Annotated in this window: 24 protein-coding genes; 3 read left to right on the top strand and 21 right to left on the bottom strand. The window is 50.0% G+C overall.

The window, feature by feature from the left end:
- Positions 1 to 42 precede the first annotated feature (42 nt).
- Both folB and folK read left to right on the top strand, forming a co-directional pair.
- Entirely contained in the window at positions 43 to 396 is a 354-nt protein-coding gene (gene folB / locus EK22_RS17890; protein ID WP_036253150.1) for a dihydroneopterin aldolase, read from the top strand.
- A 3-nt stretch (positions 397 to 399) separates the two neighbouring features.
- The gene (gene folK / locus EK22_RS17885) at positions 400 to 900 is read left to right on the top strand and encodes a 2-amino-4-hydroxy-6-hydroxymethyldihydropteridine diphosphokinase (protein ID WP_020158965.1); all 501 of its coding nucleotides are present in this window, start codon (positions 400 to 402) and stop codon (positions 898 to 900) included.
- Here folK and EK22_RS17880 read toward each other — a convergent pair.
- Positions 889 to 1,620 carry a pteridine reductase gene (locus tag EK22_RS17880; protein WP_036253148.1) on the bottom strand — a complete coding sequence of 244 codons (732 nt, stop codon included), beginning with the start codon at positions 1,618 to 1,620 and terminating at the stop codon, positions 889 to 891. The genes folK and EK22_RS17880 overlap by 12 nt on opposite strands.
- A gap of 21 nt (positions 1,621 to 1,641) precedes the next feature.
- On the opposite strand from EK22_RS17880, the gene EK22_RS17875 reads away from it, so the two are divergent.
- The gene (locus EK22_RS17875; protein ID WP_036253146.1) at positions 1,642 to 2,247 is read left to right on the top strand and encodes a GDSL-type esterase/lipase family protein; all 606 of its coding nucleotides are present in this window, start codon (positions 1,642 to 1,644) and stop codon (positions 2,245 to 2,247) included.
- A gap of 18 nt (positions 2,248 to 2,265) precedes the next feature.
- Here EK22_RS17875 and tatC read toward each other — a convergent pair whose 3' ends face one another.
- The 20 genes from tatC to EK22_RS23300 all read right to left on the bottom strand — a co-directional run bounded on the left by tatC (position 2,266) and on the right by EK22_RS23300 (position 20,028).
- Positions 2,266 to 3,084 carry a twin-arginine translocase subunit TatC gene (gene tatC, locus EK22_RS17870; RefSeq protein WP_036253143.1) on the bottom strand — a complete coding sequence of 273 codons (819 nt, stop codon included), beginning with the start codon at positions 3,082 to 3,084 and terminating at the stop codon, positions 2,266 to 2,268.
- Entirely contained in the window at positions 3,071 to 3,397 is a 327-nt protein-coding gene (gene tatB / locus EK22_RS17865; protein ID WP_036253142.1) for a Sec-independent protein translocase protein TatB, read from the bottom strand. The genes tatC and tatB overlap by 14 nt, the downstream gene beginning before the upstream one ends.
- Positions 3,398 to 3,404: 7 nt before the next feature.
- Complete coding sequence (tatA, locus tag EK22_RS17860) at positions 3,405 to 3,620, bottom strand: twin-arginine translocase TatA/TatE family subunit (protein WP_036253140.1); 216 nt, start codon at positions 3,618 to 3,620, stop codon at positions 3,405 to 3,407.
- 46 nt (positions 3,621 to 3,666) lie between these two features.
- On the bottom strand, positions 3,667 to 3,984 hold the full coding sequence (locus EK22_RS17855; protein WP_020158959.1) for a phosphoribosyl-ATP diphosphatase: 318 nt from the start codon (positions 3,982 to 3,984) through the stop codon (positions 3,667 to 3,669).
- Positions 3,981 to 4,373 carry a phosphoribosyl-AMP cyclohydrolase gene (hisI, locus tag EK22_RS17850; protein WP_020158958.1) on the bottom strand — a complete coding sequence of 131 codons (393 nt, stop codon included), beginning with the start codon at positions 4,371 to 4,373 and terminating at the stop codon, positions 3,981 to 3,983. The genes EK22_RS17855 and hisI overlap by 4 nt, the downstream gene beginning before the upstream one ends.
- Positions 4,370 to 5,146 (bottom strand): imidazole glycerol phosphate synthase subunit HisF, encoded by a 777-nt coding sequence (hisF, locus tag EK22_RS17845; protein ID WP_036253138.1) that lies wholly within the window; start codon positions 5,144 to 5,146, stop codon positions 4,370 to 4,372. The genes hisI and hisF overlap by 4 nt, the downstream gene beginning before the upstream one ends.
- Positions 5,147 to 5,154: 8 nt before the next feature.
- Positions 5,155 to 5,886 carry a 1-(5-phosphoribosyl)-5-[(5-phosphoribosylamino)methylideneamino]imidazole-4-carboxamide isomerase gene (gene hisA, locus EK22_RS17840; protein ID WP_027147204.1) on the bottom strand — a complete coding sequence of 244 codons (732 nt, stop codon included), beginning with the start codon at positions 5,884 to 5,886 and terminating at the stop codon, positions 5,155 to 5,157.
- Between the two features lie 24 nt (positions 5,887 to 5,910).
- Entirely contained in the window at positions 5,911 to 6,552 is a 642-nt protein-coding gene (gene hisH, locus EK22_RS17835; protein WP_027147203.1) for an imidazole glycerol phosphate synthase subunit HisH, read from the bottom strand.
- 36 nt (positions 6,553 to 6,588) lie between these two features.
- Positions 6,589 to 7,182, bottom strand: coding sequence for an imidazoleglycerol-phosphate dehydratase HisB (gene hisB, locus EK22_RS17830; RefSeq protein WP_020158954.1), 594 nt, complete (start codon positions 7,180 to 7,182; stop codon positions 6,589 to 6,591).
- Between the two features lie 279 nt (positions 7,183 to 7,461).
- Positions 7,462 to 7,605 carry a hypothetical protein gene (locus EK22_RS24755; RefSeq protein WP_020158953.1) on the bottom strand — a complete coding sequence of 48 codons (144 nt, stop codon included), beginning with the start codon at positions 7,603 to 7,605 and terminating at the stop codon, positions 7,462 to 7,464.
- 6 nt (positions 7,606 to 7,611) lie between these two features.
- A complete protein-coding gene (gene typA, locus EK22_RS17825; RefSeq protein WP_020158952.1) occupies positions 7,612 to 9,423 on the bottom strand; it encodes a translational GTPase TypA in 1,812 nt (603 codons plus the stop codon).
- A 163-nt stretch (positions 9,424 to 9,586) separates the two neighbouring features.
- Positions 9,587 to 9,979: a rhodanese-like domain-containing protein gene (locus EK22_RS17820; RefSeq protein WP_036253136.1), complete on the bottom strand. Its 393-nt coding sequence runs from the start codon at positions 9,977 to 9,979 to the stop codon at positions 9,587 to 9,589.
- Positions 9,980 to 9,984: 5 nt separating this feature from the next.
- The gene (locus tag EK22_RS17815) at positions 9,985 to 10,572 is read right to left on the bottom strand and encodes a class I SAM-dependent methyltransferase (RefSeq protein ID WP_081917956.1); all 588 of its coding nucleotides are present in this window, start codon (positions 10,570 to 10,572) and stop codon (positions 9,985 to 9,987) included.
- Positions 10,572 to 11,480: a LysR family transcriptional regulator gene (locus tag EK22_RS17810; RefSeq protein ID WP_020158949.1), complete on the bottom strand. Its 909-nt coding sequence runs from the start codon at positions 11,478 to 11,480 to the stop codon at positions 10,572 to 10,574. The genes EK22_RS17815 and EK22_RS17810 overlap by 1 nt, the downstream gene beginning before the upstream one ends.
- An 896-nt stretch (positions 11,481 to 12,376) precedes the next feature.
- Positions 12,377 to 14,272 (bottom strand): nucleoside-diphosphate sugar epimerase/dehydratase, encoded by a 1,896-nt coding sequence (locus EK22_RS17805; RefSeq protein WP_036253134.1) that lies wholly within the window; start codon positions 14,270 to 14,272, stop codon positions 12,377 to 12,379.
- 68 nt (positions 14,273 to 14,340) lie between these two features.
- Positions 14,341 to 15,339 (bottom strand): MraY family glycosyltransferase, encoded by a 999-nt coding sequence (locus EK22_RS17800; RefSeq protein ID WP_036253132.1) that lies wholly within the window; start codon positions 15,337 to 15,339, stop codon positions 14,341 to 14,343.
- Positions 15,340 to 15,348: 9 nt separating this feature from the next.
- On the bottom strand, positions 15,349 to 16,299 hold the full coding sequence (locus tag EK22_RS17795) for a UDP-glucose 4-epimerase family protein (protein ID WP_036253130.1): 951 nt from the start codon (positions 16,297 to 16,299) through the stop codon (positions 15,349 to 15,351).
- Positions 16,296 to 17,447, bottom strand: coding sequence for a glycosyltransferase family 4 protein (locus EK22_RS17790; protein ID WP_036253187.1), 1,152 nt, complete (start codon positions 17,445 to 17,447; stop codon positions 16,296 to 16,298). Before EK22_RS17790 ends, EK22_RS17795 begins: the two co-directional genes overlap by 4 nt.
- Positions 17,448 to 17,538: 91 nt before the next feature.
- Positions 17,539 to 18,453, bottom strand: a complete 915-nt coding sequence (locus EK22_RS17785) for a glycosyltransferase family 2 protein (RefSeq protein ID WP_036253128.1) — start codon at positions 18,451 to 18,453, stop codon at positions 17,539 to 17,541.
- Positions 18,454 to 18,486: 33 nt separating this feature from the next.
- Positions 18,487 to 20,028, bottom strand: coding sequence for a glycosyltransferase (locus EK22_RS23300; RefSeq protein WP_081917955.1), 1,542 nt, complete (start codon positions 20,026 to 20,028; stop codon positions 18,487 to 18,489).
- Positions 20,029 to 20,051 lie beyond the last annotated feature (23 nt).

Below are 20,051 nucleotides of genomic sequence, written 5' to 3'. Positions count from 1 at the left end.
ACTTAGCCAATTTTAAAGCGCACATCATAACCGGAAATCATCATGGACATCATATTTTTAGGCGGCCTCGAAATTCAGACTATCATTGGCATTTATGATTGGGAAAGAGAAATCAAACAAACCGTGGTTCTTGACATTGAAATGGCTTATGACATTAAAAAAGCCGCCGAAACCGATGACATCCAATACACGCTTGATTACAAAACAGTTTCCAAACGCATTATTTCTTTCGTTGAAGAAAGCCGGTTTTTTTTGGTCGAAAAACTGATTGAAGAAATTGCCGTCATCATTCGCAACGAATTCAATGTGCCCTGGGTGAAAATCACGCTGAACAAGAAAGGCGCCATCAGCGGTGCCAGTGATGTAGGCATCATAATCGAACGAGGAGAGAAATAAACCATGCCGCGCGGCTATATCAGTATCGGCAGTAACATAGACAGGGATAAAAACATTCCTGCCAGCCTACGGGTGCTTGAACAATGCTTTGGCGAACTGACCGTCTCGAGCATTTATGAAACCGAGCCAGTCGGATTTTCAGGCGACCCTTTCTACAATCTGGTCGTGGGTTTTGATTCTGACCTGGATGCGAAAGAGGTTGCCCGGCAGCTCAGACAAATCGAACTAGACCATGGACGCGCCCGAAACTGCCAAAAATTTACCGCCCGGACCCTGGACCTGGACCTGATCCTCTACGGCGATCTCGTTTGCTGCGATGAACAGCTACAGATACCGCGCGATGAAATTGAGCGCTATGCCTTTGTCCTTGAGCCCCTAGCGGAAATTGCACCGACCCTGAAGCACCCCGTCAGCCATATAAGCTATGCCGAACTATGGGATAAATTTGACAAAACAAACCTCAAGCAAAAACGCGTCACGCCGTCCTGGACGCTAGCAAAATAAGGTTCGCCCCCCGTCCACGGTAAGGATTTGTCCGGTCATATAATCGGCATCCTTAATCAAAAACAGCACTGCCTTGGCAATATCGAGCGCTTCGCCATGACGCTTTAAAGCCACGCGCTGCACAATCTCGGCTTTGGCCTGTTCGGACAACCCGTGCTCGGGCCATAATATGGCACCTGGAGACACCGCGTTCACTCTGACGTCCGGACCCAACTCCTTAGCCAAAACACGGGTCATGGCGGCCAGCCCGGCCTTGGCAATGCTATAGACGGGATAGCCTTTCAGGCCGCGTTCTGCGTGAATGTCGACAATATTGACAATGCAGCCGTTATGATCGGCTAACGTGTCGGACAATAGTTTTGCCAGAAAAAAAGGCGCTTTTAAATTACTGCCCAACAACTCATCCCACTGTTGCTCGGTGACTTCACCGACTGCGGCAGGATAAAACGCTGACGCATTATTGACCAATACATCGATGCCCCCCCAGGCCTGAGCCGCCTCTCTGGCAACCCTTTCCAATGCCTGCATGTTCAACAAGTCGGCCTGAATCATTGTTACCGAACCAGGGCGTTTTTGGTTTAGCTCATTGCAAAGCTGCAGCGCAGCTTCTTGCGATGATCTATAATGTAAAACAATATTATTGCCTTCGCTGTGCAGCAGCCTGGCACTGGCGGCACCTATGCGTTTAGCCGCACCGGTAATCAAAATATTTTTTTGCATCTTCACTATCCATTCTGCTTTATGAGAAAACAGTTATTATCTTTAATCTTCCTCGCGCTTACAGCCTGCAGCGAGCCATCCAGAACCCTGACCAAGTTGCCCGATGACGCCGTCATCCTGGCTTTTGGGGATAGCCTGACCTACGGCACAGGCGCATCCAGGCTCAGCGACTATCCCAATATTCTTGCCGAACTGACCTCGCTTGAAGTGATCAATGAAGGCATACCGGGGGAAATTAGCGAAGAGGGACTGGAGAGACTGCCCGCCCTGCTTGATGAATACCAGCCGAAGCTGCTGATCCTGATACATGGCGGCAATGACTTGTTACGAAAAATTCCGTCCGAACAAATCGCCGCCAATCTGAATAAAATGATTGAAGAGGCTGCCAGCCGCCATGTAGAAGTCGTTATGCTAGGCGTCCCGCAGCCTAACCTTCTAACATTGACCAGTGCGGACTTATACCAGCGTATTGCAGAAGACCGGAATATCCCTGTCGACCTCAATACCCTGCCCGATATTCTGGGCGATAATAGCCTGAAATCCGATATGGTTCATCCCAATGACGCAGGCTATCAGCTTATGGCCGGCAATATCTTTAAATTATTGCAGGAAACCGGAGCGCTATAAAATCGTCCAAGCGGATTCTTACTCGTCTTCCTGCTTTTCGATCGCATCCAGCCTTGCTTCCATTTCCGCATCATCCAGGTGCTCGTAAGCCGCCTCATCCAGTTTGGGCACGAATAAGCGTGAAAACAGCAGACCCAGCTCAAACAACATCCACATCGGCACGGCCAGCAAGGTTTGCGAAATCGCATCAGGGGGCGTTAACAGCATGCCGATGATAAATGCACCAACAACGACATAAGGTCGTTTTTCAGCCAGACTTTTCGGTGTGGTCAGTCCGGTCCAGACCATGACGATAGTAAATATCGGCACTTCAAAACAAACACCGAACGCAAAGAAAATGGTTAAAACGAAATCCAGATACTTGGTAATGTCAGTCATAACCGCGACGCCGGCTGGCGCTGCCGCAGTCAGGAATTGAAACATTAAAGGGAAAACGACGAAATAGGCAAAGGCTACGCCCAGGTAAAACAGAAACGTGCTGGCAATCAGCAACGGCAAAATCATGCGCCGTTCGCGCTTATATAACCCTGGCGCAACAAAGGCCCAGAACTGATAAAGTATAAAAGGGACGGAAATAAACACCGCCAGGATGAGCGCCAGCTTGAACGGCGTAAAGAAGGGCGAGGCGACATCAATAGCAACCATCGAGCTATTGGCCGGCATATACCGCATCAAAGGACCGGCCAGAAGAGTATAAAGCTCATTGGCATAGAAAGCCAAGCCCCCGAAAACGACCAGCACAAACAAAACCACACGCAACAGGCGACTGCGCAATTCAATCAAATGACTAATAAAAGGCTGCTCTACCGCATCTTCTTTGAAATCATTTTGACTCATGCGGCCGTTTAACCTGTTCTACGTTTACTTGTTGCGCTTGTTCAAGCGAGGACTTTACCGAATTGGCCGCATCGGACGCATCGTCAAGCATCCGCTGAATTTCTTTGAGCTCTGCCTGCTCTTTAAATACTTGGCGTATTTCCTCGGCTTGCAGTTCTTCTTTGATCTCCGCCTTAACGGAAGCAATCATATGCCGTGTCTTACCGATCCAAAAGCCCGCAATCCGCGCGGCCTTTGGCAAGCGTTCCGGCCCAATCACCAGCAAGGCGACCAGCCCCACCATGCAAAGCTCCGAAAACCCGATATCAAACATGGTCTAATCAGACTTTTTCGTTTTTCTTGTCAATGACTTCACCGTCAATGGTTTTGCCATCCTCGTCGGCGGTATTTTTTTCGTCCTCGCCTTCTTTTACCGCGGAACGAAAGCTCTTGATGGCGCCGCCCAGATCAGATCCCAGATTGCGCAGACGCTTGGTGCCAAAAACAATAATGACAATGACCAATACGATTAACAGTTGCGTGACGCTTATGCCCATTTCTAACTCCAAATGGCCGAATCAAGGTCGGCTCTATATGATTTGCTTATTTATTGCGCCGGGCTTTTTCTTCAAGACCGGACAAGCCAAAGCGCCGCTGCAACTCCTGCAACACATCATCCGGTCCCAGTCCTTGATCAGCCAATAAGACCATGCAATGAAACCAAAGATCGGCCGTTTCGTAAACAATCTGCTTCTTATCGCCGTCTTTGGCCGCAATAACTGTTTCCGTGGCTTCTTCGCCGATTTTCTTCAATATCGTGTCCAGCCCTTTCGCGTAAAGACTGGCCACATAAGATTTGTCAGCCGACTCTAGCTTGCGCTGTTCCAGAATTTGCGCCAATTGTTGTAATACGTCGCTCATTGCTTCCCATAAATAGCTTCAGGATCTTTTAACACCGGCTCAACAGGCTGCCATTGCCCATTAACCAGACTCCGGTAAAAACAGCTTTCGCGGCCGGTATGACAAGCAATACCGCCTTCCTGTTCAATTTTGATCAGGATAACATCCTCATCACAATCAAGAAACAGGCCGGTCACTCTCTGTCTGTGCCCGGATTCTTCACCCTTGCGCCACAGCTTATTGCGCGATCTCGACCAGTAAACGGCATAGCCTTCCCGGACCGTCAAAGCCAGCGATTCGCGGTTCATCCAGGCGAACATCAAGATTTTTCCCGTATCCGCCTGCTGCGCAATCACCGGCACCAAACCCTCTTCGGTCCAGCGTATCTCGTCAAGCCAGGAAGCACTCATGTTAAACGCACCTCTATGCCGCGTGCCGCCATATGCTCTTTCGCCTGCTGAACAGTGTATTCGGCGAAATGAAAGATACTGGCCGCCAATACCGCATCGGCTTTGCCCTCAATTACGCCGTCGGCCAGATGATCGAGATTGCCTACGCCGCCTGAAGCGATAACCGGCACGGGCACCGCCTCACTGATTGCGCGGGTTAACAATAAATCAAAACCTTCCCTTGTGCCGTCCCGATCCATGCTGGTTAGCAGAATCTCGCCCGCGCCGTAGGCCACCATTTTTTTCGCCCATTCAACGGCATCAATGCCGGTTGCCTTACGCCCGCCATGGGTAAAGATTTCCCAGCGATTGTCTTCGCCGGCTTGACTGACTTTCTTCGCGTCAATGGCGACCACGATGCATTGGGATCCGAAGCGCTCCGCGGCTTCGCGCACAAACTCGGGGTTAAAAACCGCCGCACTGTTAATACCCACTTTATCGGCGCCGGCATTGAGCATGCGCCGGATATCGTCCAGGGTTCTGATGCCGCCGCCCACGGTCAACGGAATGAAGACTTCGCTGGCGACCTGCTCAACCACGTGCACAATGGTGTCGCGATCATGATGGGTCGCGGTAATATCCAGAAAGGTGATTTCGTCAGCACCTTCACGGTCATAGCGCCTTGCGATTTCAACCGGATCGCCGGCATCGCGGATATCGACAAATTTTACACCTTTAACGACGCGACCATTGTCGACATCGAGACAGGGAATAATACGTTTAGCTAAACTCATGATTTTCTTTAAAATGACTCGGCCAGCTTTTCCGCTTCGGCAAAATCCAATGTCCCTTCGTAAATGGCCCGCCCGGTAATGGCGCCCATAATGCCATCGCTGGCCACAGCACCCAGGGCCCGGATATCATCCATATTGGTGATGCCTCCGGAAGCGATGACCGGAATACGAACCGCGCGCGCCAGCCTCGCCGTGGCTTCGACATTGACGCCGGACATCATGCCATCCCTGGAAATATCGGTATAAATGATCGCTTCGACCCCGTCTTCCTCGAAATGCTGCGCCAGATCGATCACATCATGCCGCGACAGTTTGGACCAGCCATCCACGGCAACCTTGCCGTCCTTGGCATCCAGTCCGACAATGATATGGCCGGGAAATTCAATCGCCACATCCCTGACGAAGTGCGGTTCGCTAACAGCCTTGGTGCCGATAATAACGTATTGAACCCCGGCATCGAGATAACCCTGTATCGTCTCTTCATCACGGATACCGCCGCCAATCTGCACGGGTACATCCGGATAAGCGGCGGCAATGGCGTGGATGACGTCGGCATTTTTGGGCTTACCCGCAAAGGCGCCGTCCAGATCGACCAAATGAATTCTTTTGGCGCCGGCGGCTACCCACTTGCCGGCAACGGCTACCGGATCATCCGAAAATACCGTGTCGTCTTCCATGCGTCCCTGTCGCAACCGAACACATTTCCCTTCTTTTAAATCAATAGCTGGTATTAGCAACATACATGTAAAACCTCAATGATAAATTTAAACCTGTCCATTCCACTGCAAAAAGTTTCTCAGCAGTTGCAAACCAGCCATTTGACTTTTTTCAGGGTGAAATTGTACGGCAAAGACATTATCCCGCGCCAAGGCGCAAGCAAACGGATCGGGATATTCCGCAGTTGCCGCAATGACGGATGCATCATCGGGGCGCGCGTAATAACTGTGCACAAAATAAAACCGGCTGTCCTGGACAATACCCTGCCATAACGGATGAGGCGTGAAATGAACCCGGTTCCAGCCCATGTGAGGAATTTTCAGGCTATTGCCCGCTTTATCTTTTAACGATTCGGGAAAGTGCACGACATGGCCCGGAAATACATTCAGGCATTGGGTATTGCCGTTTTCCTCGCTGTCAGTCAATAAAGCCTGCATGCCCAGGCAAATGCCCAATAAAGGCCTGGTTTCGGCAACGCTTTTTATAACAGAGGACAAACCTGATCGGTTCAGCGCCTGCATGCAATCGCGTATGGCGCCGACACCGGGAAAAACCACCCGATCAGCGCGCAAGATCGCATCGGCATCGGACACTATCCGCACATCCACTTGCGGTGCAGCATGCTGCAGGGCTTTTGCAATCGAATGCAGATTGCCCATTCCATAATCAATAACGGCAACAGAAGACATAAAACACAAGAGTAAAGGTTAAGAGCGAGTTCGAAACTAAAGACTGCCTTTGGTTGAAGGCATCATACCGGCCATTCTCGGATCGGCGGTAATAGCCATGCGTATCGCCCGCCCCATGGCTTTGAAGATCGTCTCCGCAATATGATGGGAATTGGCGCCTTTCAAATTATCAATGTGGAGCGTGACGCCCGCATGGTTGACAAATCCCTGAAAAAACTCGCGGAACAAATCCACATCAAAACTGCCGATCATCGCCTTCGGAAATTTTACTTCATAAAATAAACCGGGACGCCCGGAAAAATCAATCACTACCCTGGATAATGCCTCATCCAGAGGCACATAGGCATGCCCATAACGGTAAATCCCTGTCTTGTCCCCCATTGCTTCGGCAAAGGCCTGCCCTAAGGTAATCCCGATATCCTCCACCGTATGGTGATCATCAATTTCCAAGTCACCCTTGGCATCGATCTCCATATCAATCAAACCATGCCTGGCGATTTGATCCAGCATATGCTCAAGAAAGGGAACGCCCGTTACAAACGAGGCTTTCCCCGAACCATCCAGGTTAATTGCAATATTAATTTGAGTTTCAAGCGTATTTCGCTCTACTTCGGCAATGCGTTGATTCATGTTTTCAAGGTCTGAATTGATGTCTTGGCATTTTACTATGAATTAACGGATTTCGCAGTGATTGTTAACTCATGTCCGTACAGATCAAATTTCCTGTTTTTTTTTAAGATACAAGACTGAAGCCGCCTTTTATCAGGCAATATTGCCTTGTAATCCTTTACCTACATCAATTTCCGCTTCAGCCGGCTTTTTTTCTTGGAACTTTTTGAGAGAATAGACACATCGCCAAACAGGAAACGGATTTCAAGGATTATTCAACAGGACGTTGCCATGGACGGATCAAGCCAACCAAGCTGGCGATTTTAGCCCCAGCGCACTTTGTGCCCTGGGGTTTTTTATGCAAAATTCAAAGCCATGCGGATCCGCAATTTTTAAATAGCGGCCAGCCAATACAAGCGGCCGGGCAGCCGCTTGTATTTCCATTATTACTTAGCCTTTTGAAGCGCGTTTACGCTCATTTTCAGTCAAGAGCTTTTTGCGCAAGCGGATCGATTTCGGCGTAACCTCTACCAGTTCATCCTCGCCAATAAACTCCAGCGCCTGCTCTAGCGTCATTTTCTGAATGGCTGTTAATACCAGGTTTTCGTCCGTACCGGCAGCGCGAATATTCGTCAATTGCTTGGCCTTGGTCGGGTTGACAACCAGATCATTGGCGCGCGAGTGTATGCCCACCAACATGCCTTCATAGACTTCATCGGCATGAACTAAAAACAATTCACCACGCTCCTGCAAGGCAAATAAAGCATAGGCCAATGCCTTGCCCTGCACCATGGAAACCATCACCCCCCGTTTGCGTGTGCCCAGCTCGCCTTTTTTCACCGGACCGTAATGATCGAACACGTGATACAACAAGCCGGAACCTGATGTGGCGGTCATAAATTCGGTTTGAAAACCGATCAGTCCGCGCGATGGGATCATATACTCCAGGCGAATCCGGCCTTTGCCGTCAGGCACCATATTCAGCAAGTCGCCTTTGCGCTCGCCCATTTTTTCCATGATCGCGCCTTGATGGGTTTCCTCCACCTCGATCGTGACCATCTCGAAAGGCTCGCATTTTTCGCCATCGATTTCCTTAATGATCACTTCCGGCCGGGAAACACCCAATTCAAAGCCTTCGCGACGCATATTTTCAATCAGAACCGATAAATGCAACTCGCCGCGACCGGATACCTTGAATTTATCAGGATCGGGCGTATCTTCGACCCTCAGCGCCACATTGTGCTGCAACTCCTTTTCCAGACGGTCGCGAATCTGCCGCGAGGTCACGAATTTGCCTTCCTTACCGGCGAAAGGTGAATTATTGACCTGAAAAGTCATGGTCACTGTCGGTTCATCGACCGTTAACGGCGGCAATATTTCCACCGCGTCCGGATGACAGATCGTGTCGGATATCTCCAGTTTTTCAATACCGGTAAAGGCGATAATGTCGCCGGCACGCGCTTCAGGCACTTCAACACGGTCCAGGCCGTGAAACCCGAAAACCTGCAGCATTCGCCCCCTGCGCTCAACGCCTTCCCTGTTAATGATCACCAGCGGCGTATTCGGCTTAATTGTGCCGCGTTGAATACGGCCGATACCGATCACGCCGACATAGGTGTTGTAATCGAGCGTAGTCACCTGCATCTGGAACGGCCCGTCCAAATCAACGGCCGGCGGACTGACTTGTTCAACAATCGTCTCGAACAACGGCGTCATATCGCCGCCTGTAACCGATGTATCAAGACCGGCATAACCGTTTAATGCCGATGCGTAAACGATAGGAAAATCCAGCTGCTCATCGGTCGCGCCAAGGCGATCGAACAGATCGAACGTCTGGTCAACCACCCAATCAGGGCGCGCACCCGGCCGATCGATCTTGTTGATGACCACAATCGGCTTCAGGCCCAAGGCGAAAGCTTTTTGCGTAACGAACCGTGTCTGCGGCATCGGCCCGTCTACGGCATCGACCAATAACAAGACCGAATCGACCATCGACAGAACTCGCTCGACTTCACCGCCAAAATCGGCATGGCCCGGCGTATCGACGATATTGATGTGATAGCCGTTCCAGTCCAGCGCGGTATTCTTGGCCAGAATCGTGATACCCCGCTCTTTTTCAAGATCATTAGAGTCCATAATCCGCTCTGAAACCTTGGCATGCGCGGCAAAGGTGCCTGATTGTTGTAGCAGCTTGTCAACCAGGGTCGTTTTACCGTGGTCTACGTGAGCAATGATGGCAATGTTTCTTAATTTCTGGATCACTTTTAAATATACTCTAATGTTTAAATGAACGGACGCGCGGAATCGAGCGTGCTCCGGTTAAAAAATCGGGCAAGGAAAAAGATGGCTGTCACCATCATAACGAAAAGTTTATGGGGATGTTGGACACGCCCGTCTTGGTCCAACCTAAATAAGGAAATGGAGATTAACTTTGCTCCCAGGGCAAGCCATGAAAGCGCCAACCGCCCAGGTTTCCGCGATGCTTGTTTTCATCCAAAGCGCCTTCGAAACCGTCAACAATATTGACTAGATGCTGATAGCCCGCCTCTTCCAATGCTTTCGCCGCATCCAGCGACCGTTGCCCGCTGCGGCAAAGCAATAAAACCGGCGCCTGCTTGTCAGGCACGGCCTTTTCAACCTCGGCAACGAATTGCGGGTTGACTTGCCAGTCCGGCGCTTCTTTCCAGGGGATATGAACCGCGCCCGGCGGATGGCCGACAAAGCCGTGTTCGATTTTTGTTCTTACATCCACTAATACCGCGCGGGTATTTTGCTGCAGCAAATCCCAACACTGTCTAGGATCCAAATTTTCTATCATCGTAATTAACCAAATCTATGCGTATTCTGGCCGACAAACTGCGCCTCACCCCTTAAACCCATCATCTTGTTGCCGATCAGGCCATTGTCCCTGTAAAACACCGGGCGCAACGGCGAGAATAACGCCAACAATTCGCTTTCAGCCAGCAGATAATCGGGATTATTGGGACCATGCCGGCCTGCTTTTTCTCGCGTATACGTCTGATAAAAAAGCAATCCAGCGGGATTAAGTGCGCCTATTATCGCATCACTTAGGTTACGGTCAAGAAATCGGCTCACGACAATAACATCAAATCTCAATTCCATCAAACTGTGACGATCGATTTTTTGCTGGCTGGCGTTGATATCAAGCCCCTGTAAAGCCGCATGAGCCGTTAATTTTTCAATCGCGACCGAAGAAATATCAATTGCGGTCACAACCAGGCCCTGGCGCGCCAAAAAAATCGCATTGCCGCCCAGTCCGCAGGCCAAATCCAAGGCCGTTCCGTTTTCAGGCAATAAAAATGCATTCTCGGCCAGCACCTGAGCCGGGGGACACGCTTCATTCCCGGCTTGACTATAAATAGCATCCCATTTGTTGACTAACGGATCCATTATTCGGTTCCCGGCATACTGACCCGGTGTTCCAGCCACTCCTGCAAAAAATCCATAAAGCTTCTGACCTTAGCGGACAGATATTTTCTATGCGGATAGACTGCATGGATATCCAGGGGCGGCAAGGTGTAATTTTCCAATACCAATTTCAGCTTGCCTTTTTCTATATCGCTGCCCACGATATAGGTCGGCAGCATAACCAACCCCAGGCCATTGATAGCAGCGATCCGGATGGGATGCGCCGCATTGGCCTGCATCCGGCCGGATACATTCATCACCGTATAGCCGGTTTCGCCTTTAAATTGCCATTTATCCCGGGGGGGAATGGCCCAATTGACCAGACAGCTATGCCTAACCAGATCTTCCGGCGTTTGCGGGATGCCGTACTGTTCCAGATACTCGGGCGATCCGCAGACGACCAGCGAGGAACTGGCCAGTTTACGAGCCACCATACTGGTGTCTTCCAAAGCCCCTAAATGAATGGCGAGGTCGATGCCCTCGTCGATCAAATCGCCGGGACTCCCTTGCAGAATCATATCGACGGTTAAATCCGGATGTATTTTAAGAAATTCAGCCAACGCGCGGGAAATATGGGTGGCACCGATTACCGGCGGCGCGCTGATCTTTAAAACGCCTCGCGGCTCAGTCTGCAAATGCGTCACGGCCGCTTCCATCTCTTCAACATCGCCGAGCACCTGCTGGCAACGTTCCAGATATTGCGATCCCACCTCTGTCAGGCTCAAACTGCGCGTGGTCCGATTGAATAACCGCGTTCCCAGATTACTCTCGAGCTGCATGATATGCTTGGTCGCCATTGCCCGCGAAATCCCCAGATCGCGCGCGCCACCAGCAAAACTCCCGGCCTTTGCCACACGAACAAAAACATTCATGCTGGTTAATTTATCCACTGCATCCTCTCTTAATCTTGAAAATAATAATTATTGAGTTCCGATTTAAACATCTGACAGGTCATTTTGGGGAATCTTGAGCGGAATAAACTCTGTGTCATACATTCCCATTACAAAAATAGAATGCAACCAGTACCACGACTTTATCTCGTTCCCACGCTCCTGAGACTGTGAAAGAATTAGTGAAAAACGTCATAAAAAGCCTTATTCACCACGAAGATCACGAAGGACACGAAGAAAAACTTAAGTTAATCAAAAGCTTAAAACTTCGTGCTCTTCGTGTCCTTCGTGGTTAAATCCTTTAAATTGAATACTTTCACAGTCTCTCCTGCGTGGGAATGCAGACCGGGCCTGATTAAACACCGGTATGGGTTCCCACGGAGGTCCGCGGGAACCAGAACAAAATGCTTAACTTAATGGCAGTGAGCACCCATAGTGCGCATGAATTCGCACCTACAATTTACCCGTCACAATTAAATCGACTGACTACCAGTACCACGACTTCAAAAATACAAATAGATTAACAAAAATACGATATCGCAACTGTTTACAAAAAAGAAACAATCAATTTAATATTTATCATATTGTATCCAATAAATATCTCTGTATAGTAACCATCAACTGGCAGACAAGTAGACCAAGCAATAGCTTGAAAGAATTATAGTTTTTGACAAGAACACTTGCGCTATAACCTTAATTTCCGGTCAGGTTGTTTTCCAATCACTTTTTCGTGACCATTGCAACACGTAAAACATTGCAATATAAGTCAAACTAATCCGCCAAGCCCGGCGGAATTGACTGCACTCCCAGTTGTCGTACCTACAAGCAGATCCTCCTCATAACACTCTGCTTGATTTTTTGCCTCCCTCTGCTTAACAGAGGGAGGTCTTTTTTATCTATAGGTTAGCCAGATTAGCCGGCATTAAATCAGGCGCCAATACTTCTTCCTTAGTTTGATACTCAGGGACATCAGCCCGATATTCAGGGACGAGATTCTGTAAAATTCTCAAAATCTCAGTGTCATTATCCTGGCGACAGGCTTGAACCAGCTTCTCAATCTGCGTTTTCCATTGTATTTCGTCATACAATCGCGCATTCGCCAACAATAATTTTTCATAGCCTGTAGACCTAAGCTGCTCGTGCTCATGAAACAGTTCTTCATGCAGCTTTTCACCGGGTCTTAACCCTACATATTTAATCTCGATATCATCACCGACCCGCTTGCCGCTCAAGCGAATCATCTGTTCGGCCAGATAGGCGATTTTGATAGGCTCCCCCATATCCAGGACAAAGACTTCACCGCCTTTGCCGGCCACTTCGGCCTGCATGATCAACTGGCAGGCTTCCGGAATCGTCATAAAATAGCGCGTTATATCGGGATGGGTTACCGTGACCGGCCCGCCGGCCTTAATCTGGGCCCGGAACAAAGGCACGACACTGCCAGCGGAATCCAGCACGTTACCAAAGCGCACGGTCATAAAACGGGTACCATCGCGGCTGTTCAAATTCTGACAAAGTATTTCGGCCGCTCTTTTGGTCGCCCCCATGACATTGGTCGGATTGACGGCCTTGTCGGTGGAAATCAGCACAAACCGCTCAATACCCGCCATCATCGCCTCTTCGGCAACCGTTTTTGTACCTATGACATTATTATGCACGGCTTCGCGAATCTGATTCTCCAGCAACGGCACATGCTTATAAGCCGCCGCATGAAAAATTACATCGGGTTTTAATTCCTGAATCGCGCGGCGCACCGATAATCTGTCGGCGACATCCCCTAAGACAGCCTTGAGCTTTACTTCAGGATGCAGCGCTTTTAATTCAGCGTCTATTTTGTATAAATTAAACTCCGACTGATCGAAAATAACCAGCCTGGCCGGATTGACGCGGGTCAACTGCTTGCAAAGCTCCGAACCGATAGACCCGCCACCGCCGGTCACCATGATACTTTTGCCATTCAGATTTTCAGCAATCAGCCGCCAGTCCAGATGGATCGGTTCCCGCCCCAGGATGTCCTCAATGGAAACATCGCGCAGATTTCCGCGCGAAATACGGCCTGACAACACGTCCTTAACCGATGGCAAAGTTTGGAAAGGCACCTCGCACAGCTCGCAAATCTCAATGATGCGCCGCATTTGGCTATCTGTCGCCGAAGGGATGGCGATCAACACCACCTCGATATCCAGTTTCTTTACGAATGCCGGTAACCGCTCGATTTCGCCGACGACCCGAATGCCTCTAACTTCCCTTTTCCGCTTATGGCGATCATCATCAACAAAGGCGACAGGCACATAACCGGAATTGACTTCGCCCAATAAATCCCTGGCCAGCATTTCCCCTGCCGAGCCGGCCCCGATAATCAAGGCTCTTTTCCCCTCTCGTTCCATCAGGATATTTTCTTTCCAGTATCGATAGAAAAACCGAGGCACGCTCAACAGCAACAACAATAAGAACCCATAGAGCGGCAACACAGCGCGCGGCACGCCATCCAGACGGTTGTACAAAAAGAAACTCAGGGCAATCAAGCCTATGCCCAATAAGACGGCCTTAGTGATGCGGATTAAATCCGGCATTGAGGAAAAACGCCAAACCCCGCGATATAAACCTAAAAACCAAAAGACGACGCCCTGGATAGCAACCACATAAAGAATATCCTGCTCTATATCCCGCTGGAACCTATCGGGAATCACATCCAGATTAAAACGCAGCCAATATGCGCCGAACCAGGCCACAGCCACCATGGCCAGATCATGGATGAAAATAGTCGTGCGGGAGCGGAATTTAAATCTCACGAATTGGAATGCCTGTCACGAAAGAAGAACGTCATGTAAGCGTTGCAGTATACCAAAATACCATCGATTTACGGGCAGATGCCTGCTTCAAGCCTAACAGCAATATAAATCAGTGGCAAATAAGCTGTGATTAACCCCGGCAACGCATAAGCCGGATATTTGAATACCGTCGCCGCAAGCGGCAATAGCCAGCACAGATTGACGGCCCCCACGGCCAGAACCACTGTTAAATGGCCATGGCGTTTTGCCGCGTGCTGATAGGCATGAGAACAGTGCGCTTCGTACCATTTCTGCCCACTCATATAGCGGCGCACCAAAGTGACAGTGGCATCCGTTATGAAAACCGCGAACAGAATCAAACCGATATAAACATAAACGGGATCATGATGGCCAGCCATTAAAATCAGCAGCCCCAATACAAAACCCAAAAATCCGCTGCCGACATCGCCCATGAAGATTTTGGCCCGCGGCCAGTTCCATACCAAAAAGCCCAATGATGCAAAGCATAGTGCAACCGCGACATACGCCAGTTCATAATCGCTGTAAGCCAAAAAACCGGCCAGCGCCGCGGATATGAAGACGGCCTCGGAAGCGGCGATCCCGTCAATGCCATCCATAAAATTAAACAGGTTAAGCAGCCAGACCAGATAAGCCGCACCCAGCGCATAGCCCAAAAGACCCAAATCAATGCGCCAATCGCCCATGATCAATACGGGAAATCCTTGCATCAACCACAGAGCGATTAACGCCGCGGCCATATGCACCAAAAAGCGCCAGCGGGCCGGTATGTGCCGGTGATCATCCCAGAAGCCGATGCCGGCCACCAATAGGCTCGCCGCTAAAACCAGAAATCCGCTCAGCCCAAGCCAGCCGCCAAGCACCAGCACCGAGGCCGCTCCCGAAAAGCCCAGCACGATGCCCAGACCGCCGCCTCTAGGCGTCGGCATCCGGTGAGAACTGCGCTGGTTAGGAATATCCAAAAGATTTTTCAGTGCGTAAGCCTTAATGAAATAAACGCTCAGCCACGACAGCAATAAGGCGCCAATTGCCAGTAATATAATAAGCATGTATTTCTGCTATCGCTTTTGCGCTATAAACCAGGCCACCGTTTTGCTCACTGCTTCATCCACTGAATACGGCGGCAACCATTCCAGGGTATCGCAGGTTGACTGAATATCGACTTGCAATGAACTGCACAGCCTCTCTACTTCAGGCTTTTTACCCGTCATTTCAGCCAATTTGTACATCCAGCCTAACGGCAGCGAGAGCAATCGTATCGACCGCTGCATATGATCGGCTATCATCTCGACCAAATCCCGCGTGGACAGATCATGACCGTCGGATACCAGAAAAACCCGGCCATTAGCACGGGGATGGTCAATACAGGTTTTTATCAAGTCACACAGATTATCGACGCTGACCATGCTGCGTTTGTTATTGACTTTGCCCAGAGGCAGGGGCCAGCCTGAATTGACCAACTTCAACAAACGCAAAAAATTGCCTTTAACGCCAGGTCCATAAGCCAAAGGCGAACGAATAATAACGATCTCCATTCCGGTCTCGGCACTGATTTTTCTTAATGCCTGCTCGGCTTCCCATTTGGACAGGGCATAAGCATCCTGGGGAATCACATCATCGTCGGCGGAAAACGCCCTTTCAGTCTGCTCGCCGTTCACCTTGATCGAACTCAGAAAAATAAACCGCCTGACACCATGCGCCACGGCCTGTCGGGCAAGATTCTCAGTCCCCACTACGTTGACTTCGCGAAAAGCGCTCAATGAATCGGCCACGGTTTCTTTCATGACATGCACGCGCGCGGCCAGATGCGCCACGACATCGACATCCTGAAGCGCGTCCTGCCAGAGTGTCCTGGCATTGATATCGCCTACGATAATGTCAGCTGACTGCTCGGCGCGGGATGCGGCCGATCGGACCGCGCCTTTCACATCAAAGCCCGCGGCCATAAGCTCGGCAGACAAGGCTTTGCCTATGAAGCCATTAGCTCCCGTAACTAACACTTTGTTCATGACAATAGTTCTTTATATAAAGACAGTGTTTCAGAAATCACTTGCTGCTCGGAAAAATCACGCTCGACAATTCTCCTGCCCTGTTTGCCCATTTTTTTCCTGAGCCCCGGATTTTGTATCAACTGCGCGAGCGCCTCCGCCAACGCGTCTATATTACGGGCCGGCACCAATAATCCGTTAATACCGTGCCTGACTATTTCACGACATCCGGGCATATCAGTCGCGACTATCGCTCTTTCGCAGGAAGCGGCTTCGATCAGAATGCGCGGTACGCCTTCGCCGTAAAAAGTCGGCAGCGTCACGATATTGGCCTGCGCAATCAAGCTGGGCATATTTTTTTCAGTGCCCAGCCACTGTATCGCACCTTCCCGGCTCCAGTCTTCCAGCACCCGTTCATCGATGGCATTGATGCTTGAATGATCAATAATACCCGCCACTTGTATCGAAAACTTCAAACCCTGACTGCGCAAATATCTGGCGGCTTCAACCAAATCACCCAGACCTTTATCCCATAATAACCGAGCGGCAAACAAGATAATGGGGGTATCGGTTTCCTGTTCGGCGACCGGCTCATAAAGGTCAGGGTTCACGCCGGCGCCAAGAATCGTCACCGCCTCGTGACTGTCGCAGAGGCCGGTGTTAATGAAATAAGCCCTGTCTTCCCTGTTTTCAAACACGATCCTGCGATTGACATCCTTTCTTTTTGACGCTTTGTAAAGCAGTCTGATAACCGGCCTTATCAGTTTAGTCGACAATGATTTGCCCGAAAAAATAATGCCGGTACCGGTAATACTTAACAGGTAAGGCACTCTTAACAAATAGAAAATCAGTCCGACATAAATATTAGGCTTGATGGTGATGGCGTGAATCACATCCGGAGAAATGGATTTAAGCAGCTGATAAAGCTCCATCAACCCATGCAGATTAAATATAGGATTCAATGACTTGCGATCAATATTCCATTGATGGCAAATAAATCCGTATCGGCTGAAGCTGTCAATCAGCCGCGGATCAGTCATACCCATTACCAAATGCACCTCGGCACCGGCATTCAAGGTCGCAAGCGCCCGCTGCAGCCAGTGCAGCTCAAAATACCAGTCTACATTGATGACGTAGACGAAGACGGGAGGCCTATTAAGATTATGCAAAACAGCTCTCATTTATCGGCATCTGCCCGTTGAAACCGCTGGTTTGGAGAGTCATGCATTTTGGCGGCCGCGGATAAAATCAATAACATGATCATTTTCCTGTCATCAGCAACAGACGGATATAAAAAGAATCCCTTGAACACTGCCTGTAAATCGAGCCGTCCAGGAACAGGATTTTAATCTTCGACATTAAAGAACTGCCGTTATCGAAAACATGGGTTATCAGCTTTTTGGTCGCATCATTCAATAAATCGTCATAGGCCGTGAGAAAGCATAATGCTTGCTTTTTTAGTTTCCGCCGACTATTTTCGAATAACAAGCGCTGCAACCGGGCTCTCCAGCGCGCCAGGCCATTATGAAATCCGATACTGTTACTGCCATGTTGTCGATACAAAATCAATGCCTCGCTATCGAAAACGACTTTACCCAAGGCACTGACAACAAGATACAGCCACCAGTCATGCATCACGATATTTTCCGGCGCGGGCAGCCGGTCGAGCAATAAATTGCGTGCGTGTCGATTAATGACGACAGTACATCCCGTGGCGATATTCTCAACCAGCGCATTGCCGAGTTGGGCGGGACGAGTCGGCATATCAGACCGGCACCGGACATTCAGCGCCTTATCGGTAATCAGCTGACGCCCGCAATACATCAACGGCTGGCCGGCCGTTTCATTAGCCAAAAAAGCAACAGCGCGGCTGATTTTACCGGGCAGCCAGACATCATCCTGATCGCAAAAAGCATAAAAATCGGCATCAGGATCAGCGTTCCTTATCAACTCGAAAAAGCTTCCGCAAGGCCCCAAGTTGGCACCCTGTATGACTCGCAGCGTCAACCTGTCATTAAATGCTGAAATAATCTCCAGCGTATTATCCGTCGAGCCATCGTCCCGAATCGTCACCTTAAGATTCGGATAATCCTGCCGCGCTAGACTGATGAGCAGTTCTTCCAGATAGGCGCCGCCGTTATAGGTGGACAGAAGAATTTCAACCGCTGCGGTCATATGGCACCCATGATGACAGGCTGTTTGTGATAATCAATCATAAAGATGCAGCACATTATCAATTTTACGCCATAGCACCGCAATACGTGTTTTGAGCAGAAAATGCCGGATCAACGCCTTAAACCAGGCCTTTTTATTTTGCCAGGGCGCGGCCCCGTGGCGATGTATGGCTGTGAAAGGGGCTCGGTAATTGCGGTCCATCTGACGGGCGGCTTTCGGCAGCAACAAGCCATCTTCAAGGCCATGATCCAGCTGATATAACAAAGACGGCCTGATATAACCCTTGTCACTATGCTCTTTTATATAGTCATAGCTGATAAAACCGTTTGCCACGGCTTCCATCAGGTCCCTGACCCACAGATAGCCCAGCGGATTGGTTGAACATACCCAAGGCTGTGTCGTCATGTCGGTATAATGCACCAGCGCCGTTTCTCCGTCCTGGTAACGCTCCAGGGAATTCCAGATCGGATCGATGTCCGCCGATATCGTCTCGGCAACGGACATATCATACATCAGCGCCTCATAATCCAGTTCGCCCTTATCCAGCGCGGAGACGATATCGCCGATGCGCCACTTAAGCGCCTCGCAGTCCAGCAACATGACGCTGAACTGAGGCCGTCTGCCCGAACTGCCGGGCTCTTTGACCGCCAGCAGCTGGGCGCCGTTAAACGGCAAGGTCCACAAGTCCTTGATGTCCTTGAACACCTGCATATCCGAATCCAGGTAAATGGCCCGCCCCTGATAGCCGGCCATTTCGGGAATCAAAAAGCGCTGGAACGAAAAAGGCGTGCGCGGGTGATTCTTTTCATCCTTGGGCAAAGGCGTTGCTATTTCGGTACGGTGTATCGGAATCACCTCGACGGACATGCTGGCATGCTTACGTATCGAATACTCCAGCACTTTAACGGCAAGCATTTGCTCTTCCTGGGTCGCCACATAAACCTTAATCGGCGACGGTATATCGGCAGGAGCCAGATCCAGATCGTTTTCCATAATGATTTTCGCGAATTCTTTAAATTGTTTATTAAATGAACTGAGCCCGTTAGCCAACAAGGTCTTGTTTTCCAGGTCCTTGAAATCGGCGCTGTAAGTATTGCCGCCATCAATTCCCAATGTCCTGATTGTCCCGACGCCAACCATGGCCAATAGCCGAATCGCCGCTTCAGCGCTGAAAAAACGCGCAAAAACAACCGGCGAGTCGCCCTGCCGTTCACGCCCCGAATGCAGATTGTAATAAAACAAGCGCTGCTGATGATCAAGCGCCTGGAGGGTTGGATTGACAGCGATAATCTGCTGAAGACTTTGCCGCCCGGCGCGATTTTTTATATGCGGAATCCAGGGCATCACCACAATGCCGCACTGCTCCATCAACACCTCGCCCAGTTGATCGACGACATCCAGGTCAATAATATGAGCCACATCAACAAACTGGTCCCGCGCCACATGATTGAGTCCCAGCAGCTTGTAATCATGGACGAACTGATCTTTTTTACTAAAACTCGGGCCTTTTCCCAGGACCAGCCAGGGCTGATCCATAACCTGGTTTTCAGTCGCCCACTCAAAAAAAGATCTCATCCCCCGACACCTTGTGACATGCA

This window comes from Methylobacter sp. BBA5.1 (genome assembly GCF_000746145.1).
GTDB lineage: Bacteria > Pseudomonadota > Gammaproteobacteria > Methylococcales > Methylomonadaceae > Methylobacter > Methylobacter marinus.
This window is presented reverse-complemented; position numbering and strand designations above follow the sequence as displayed.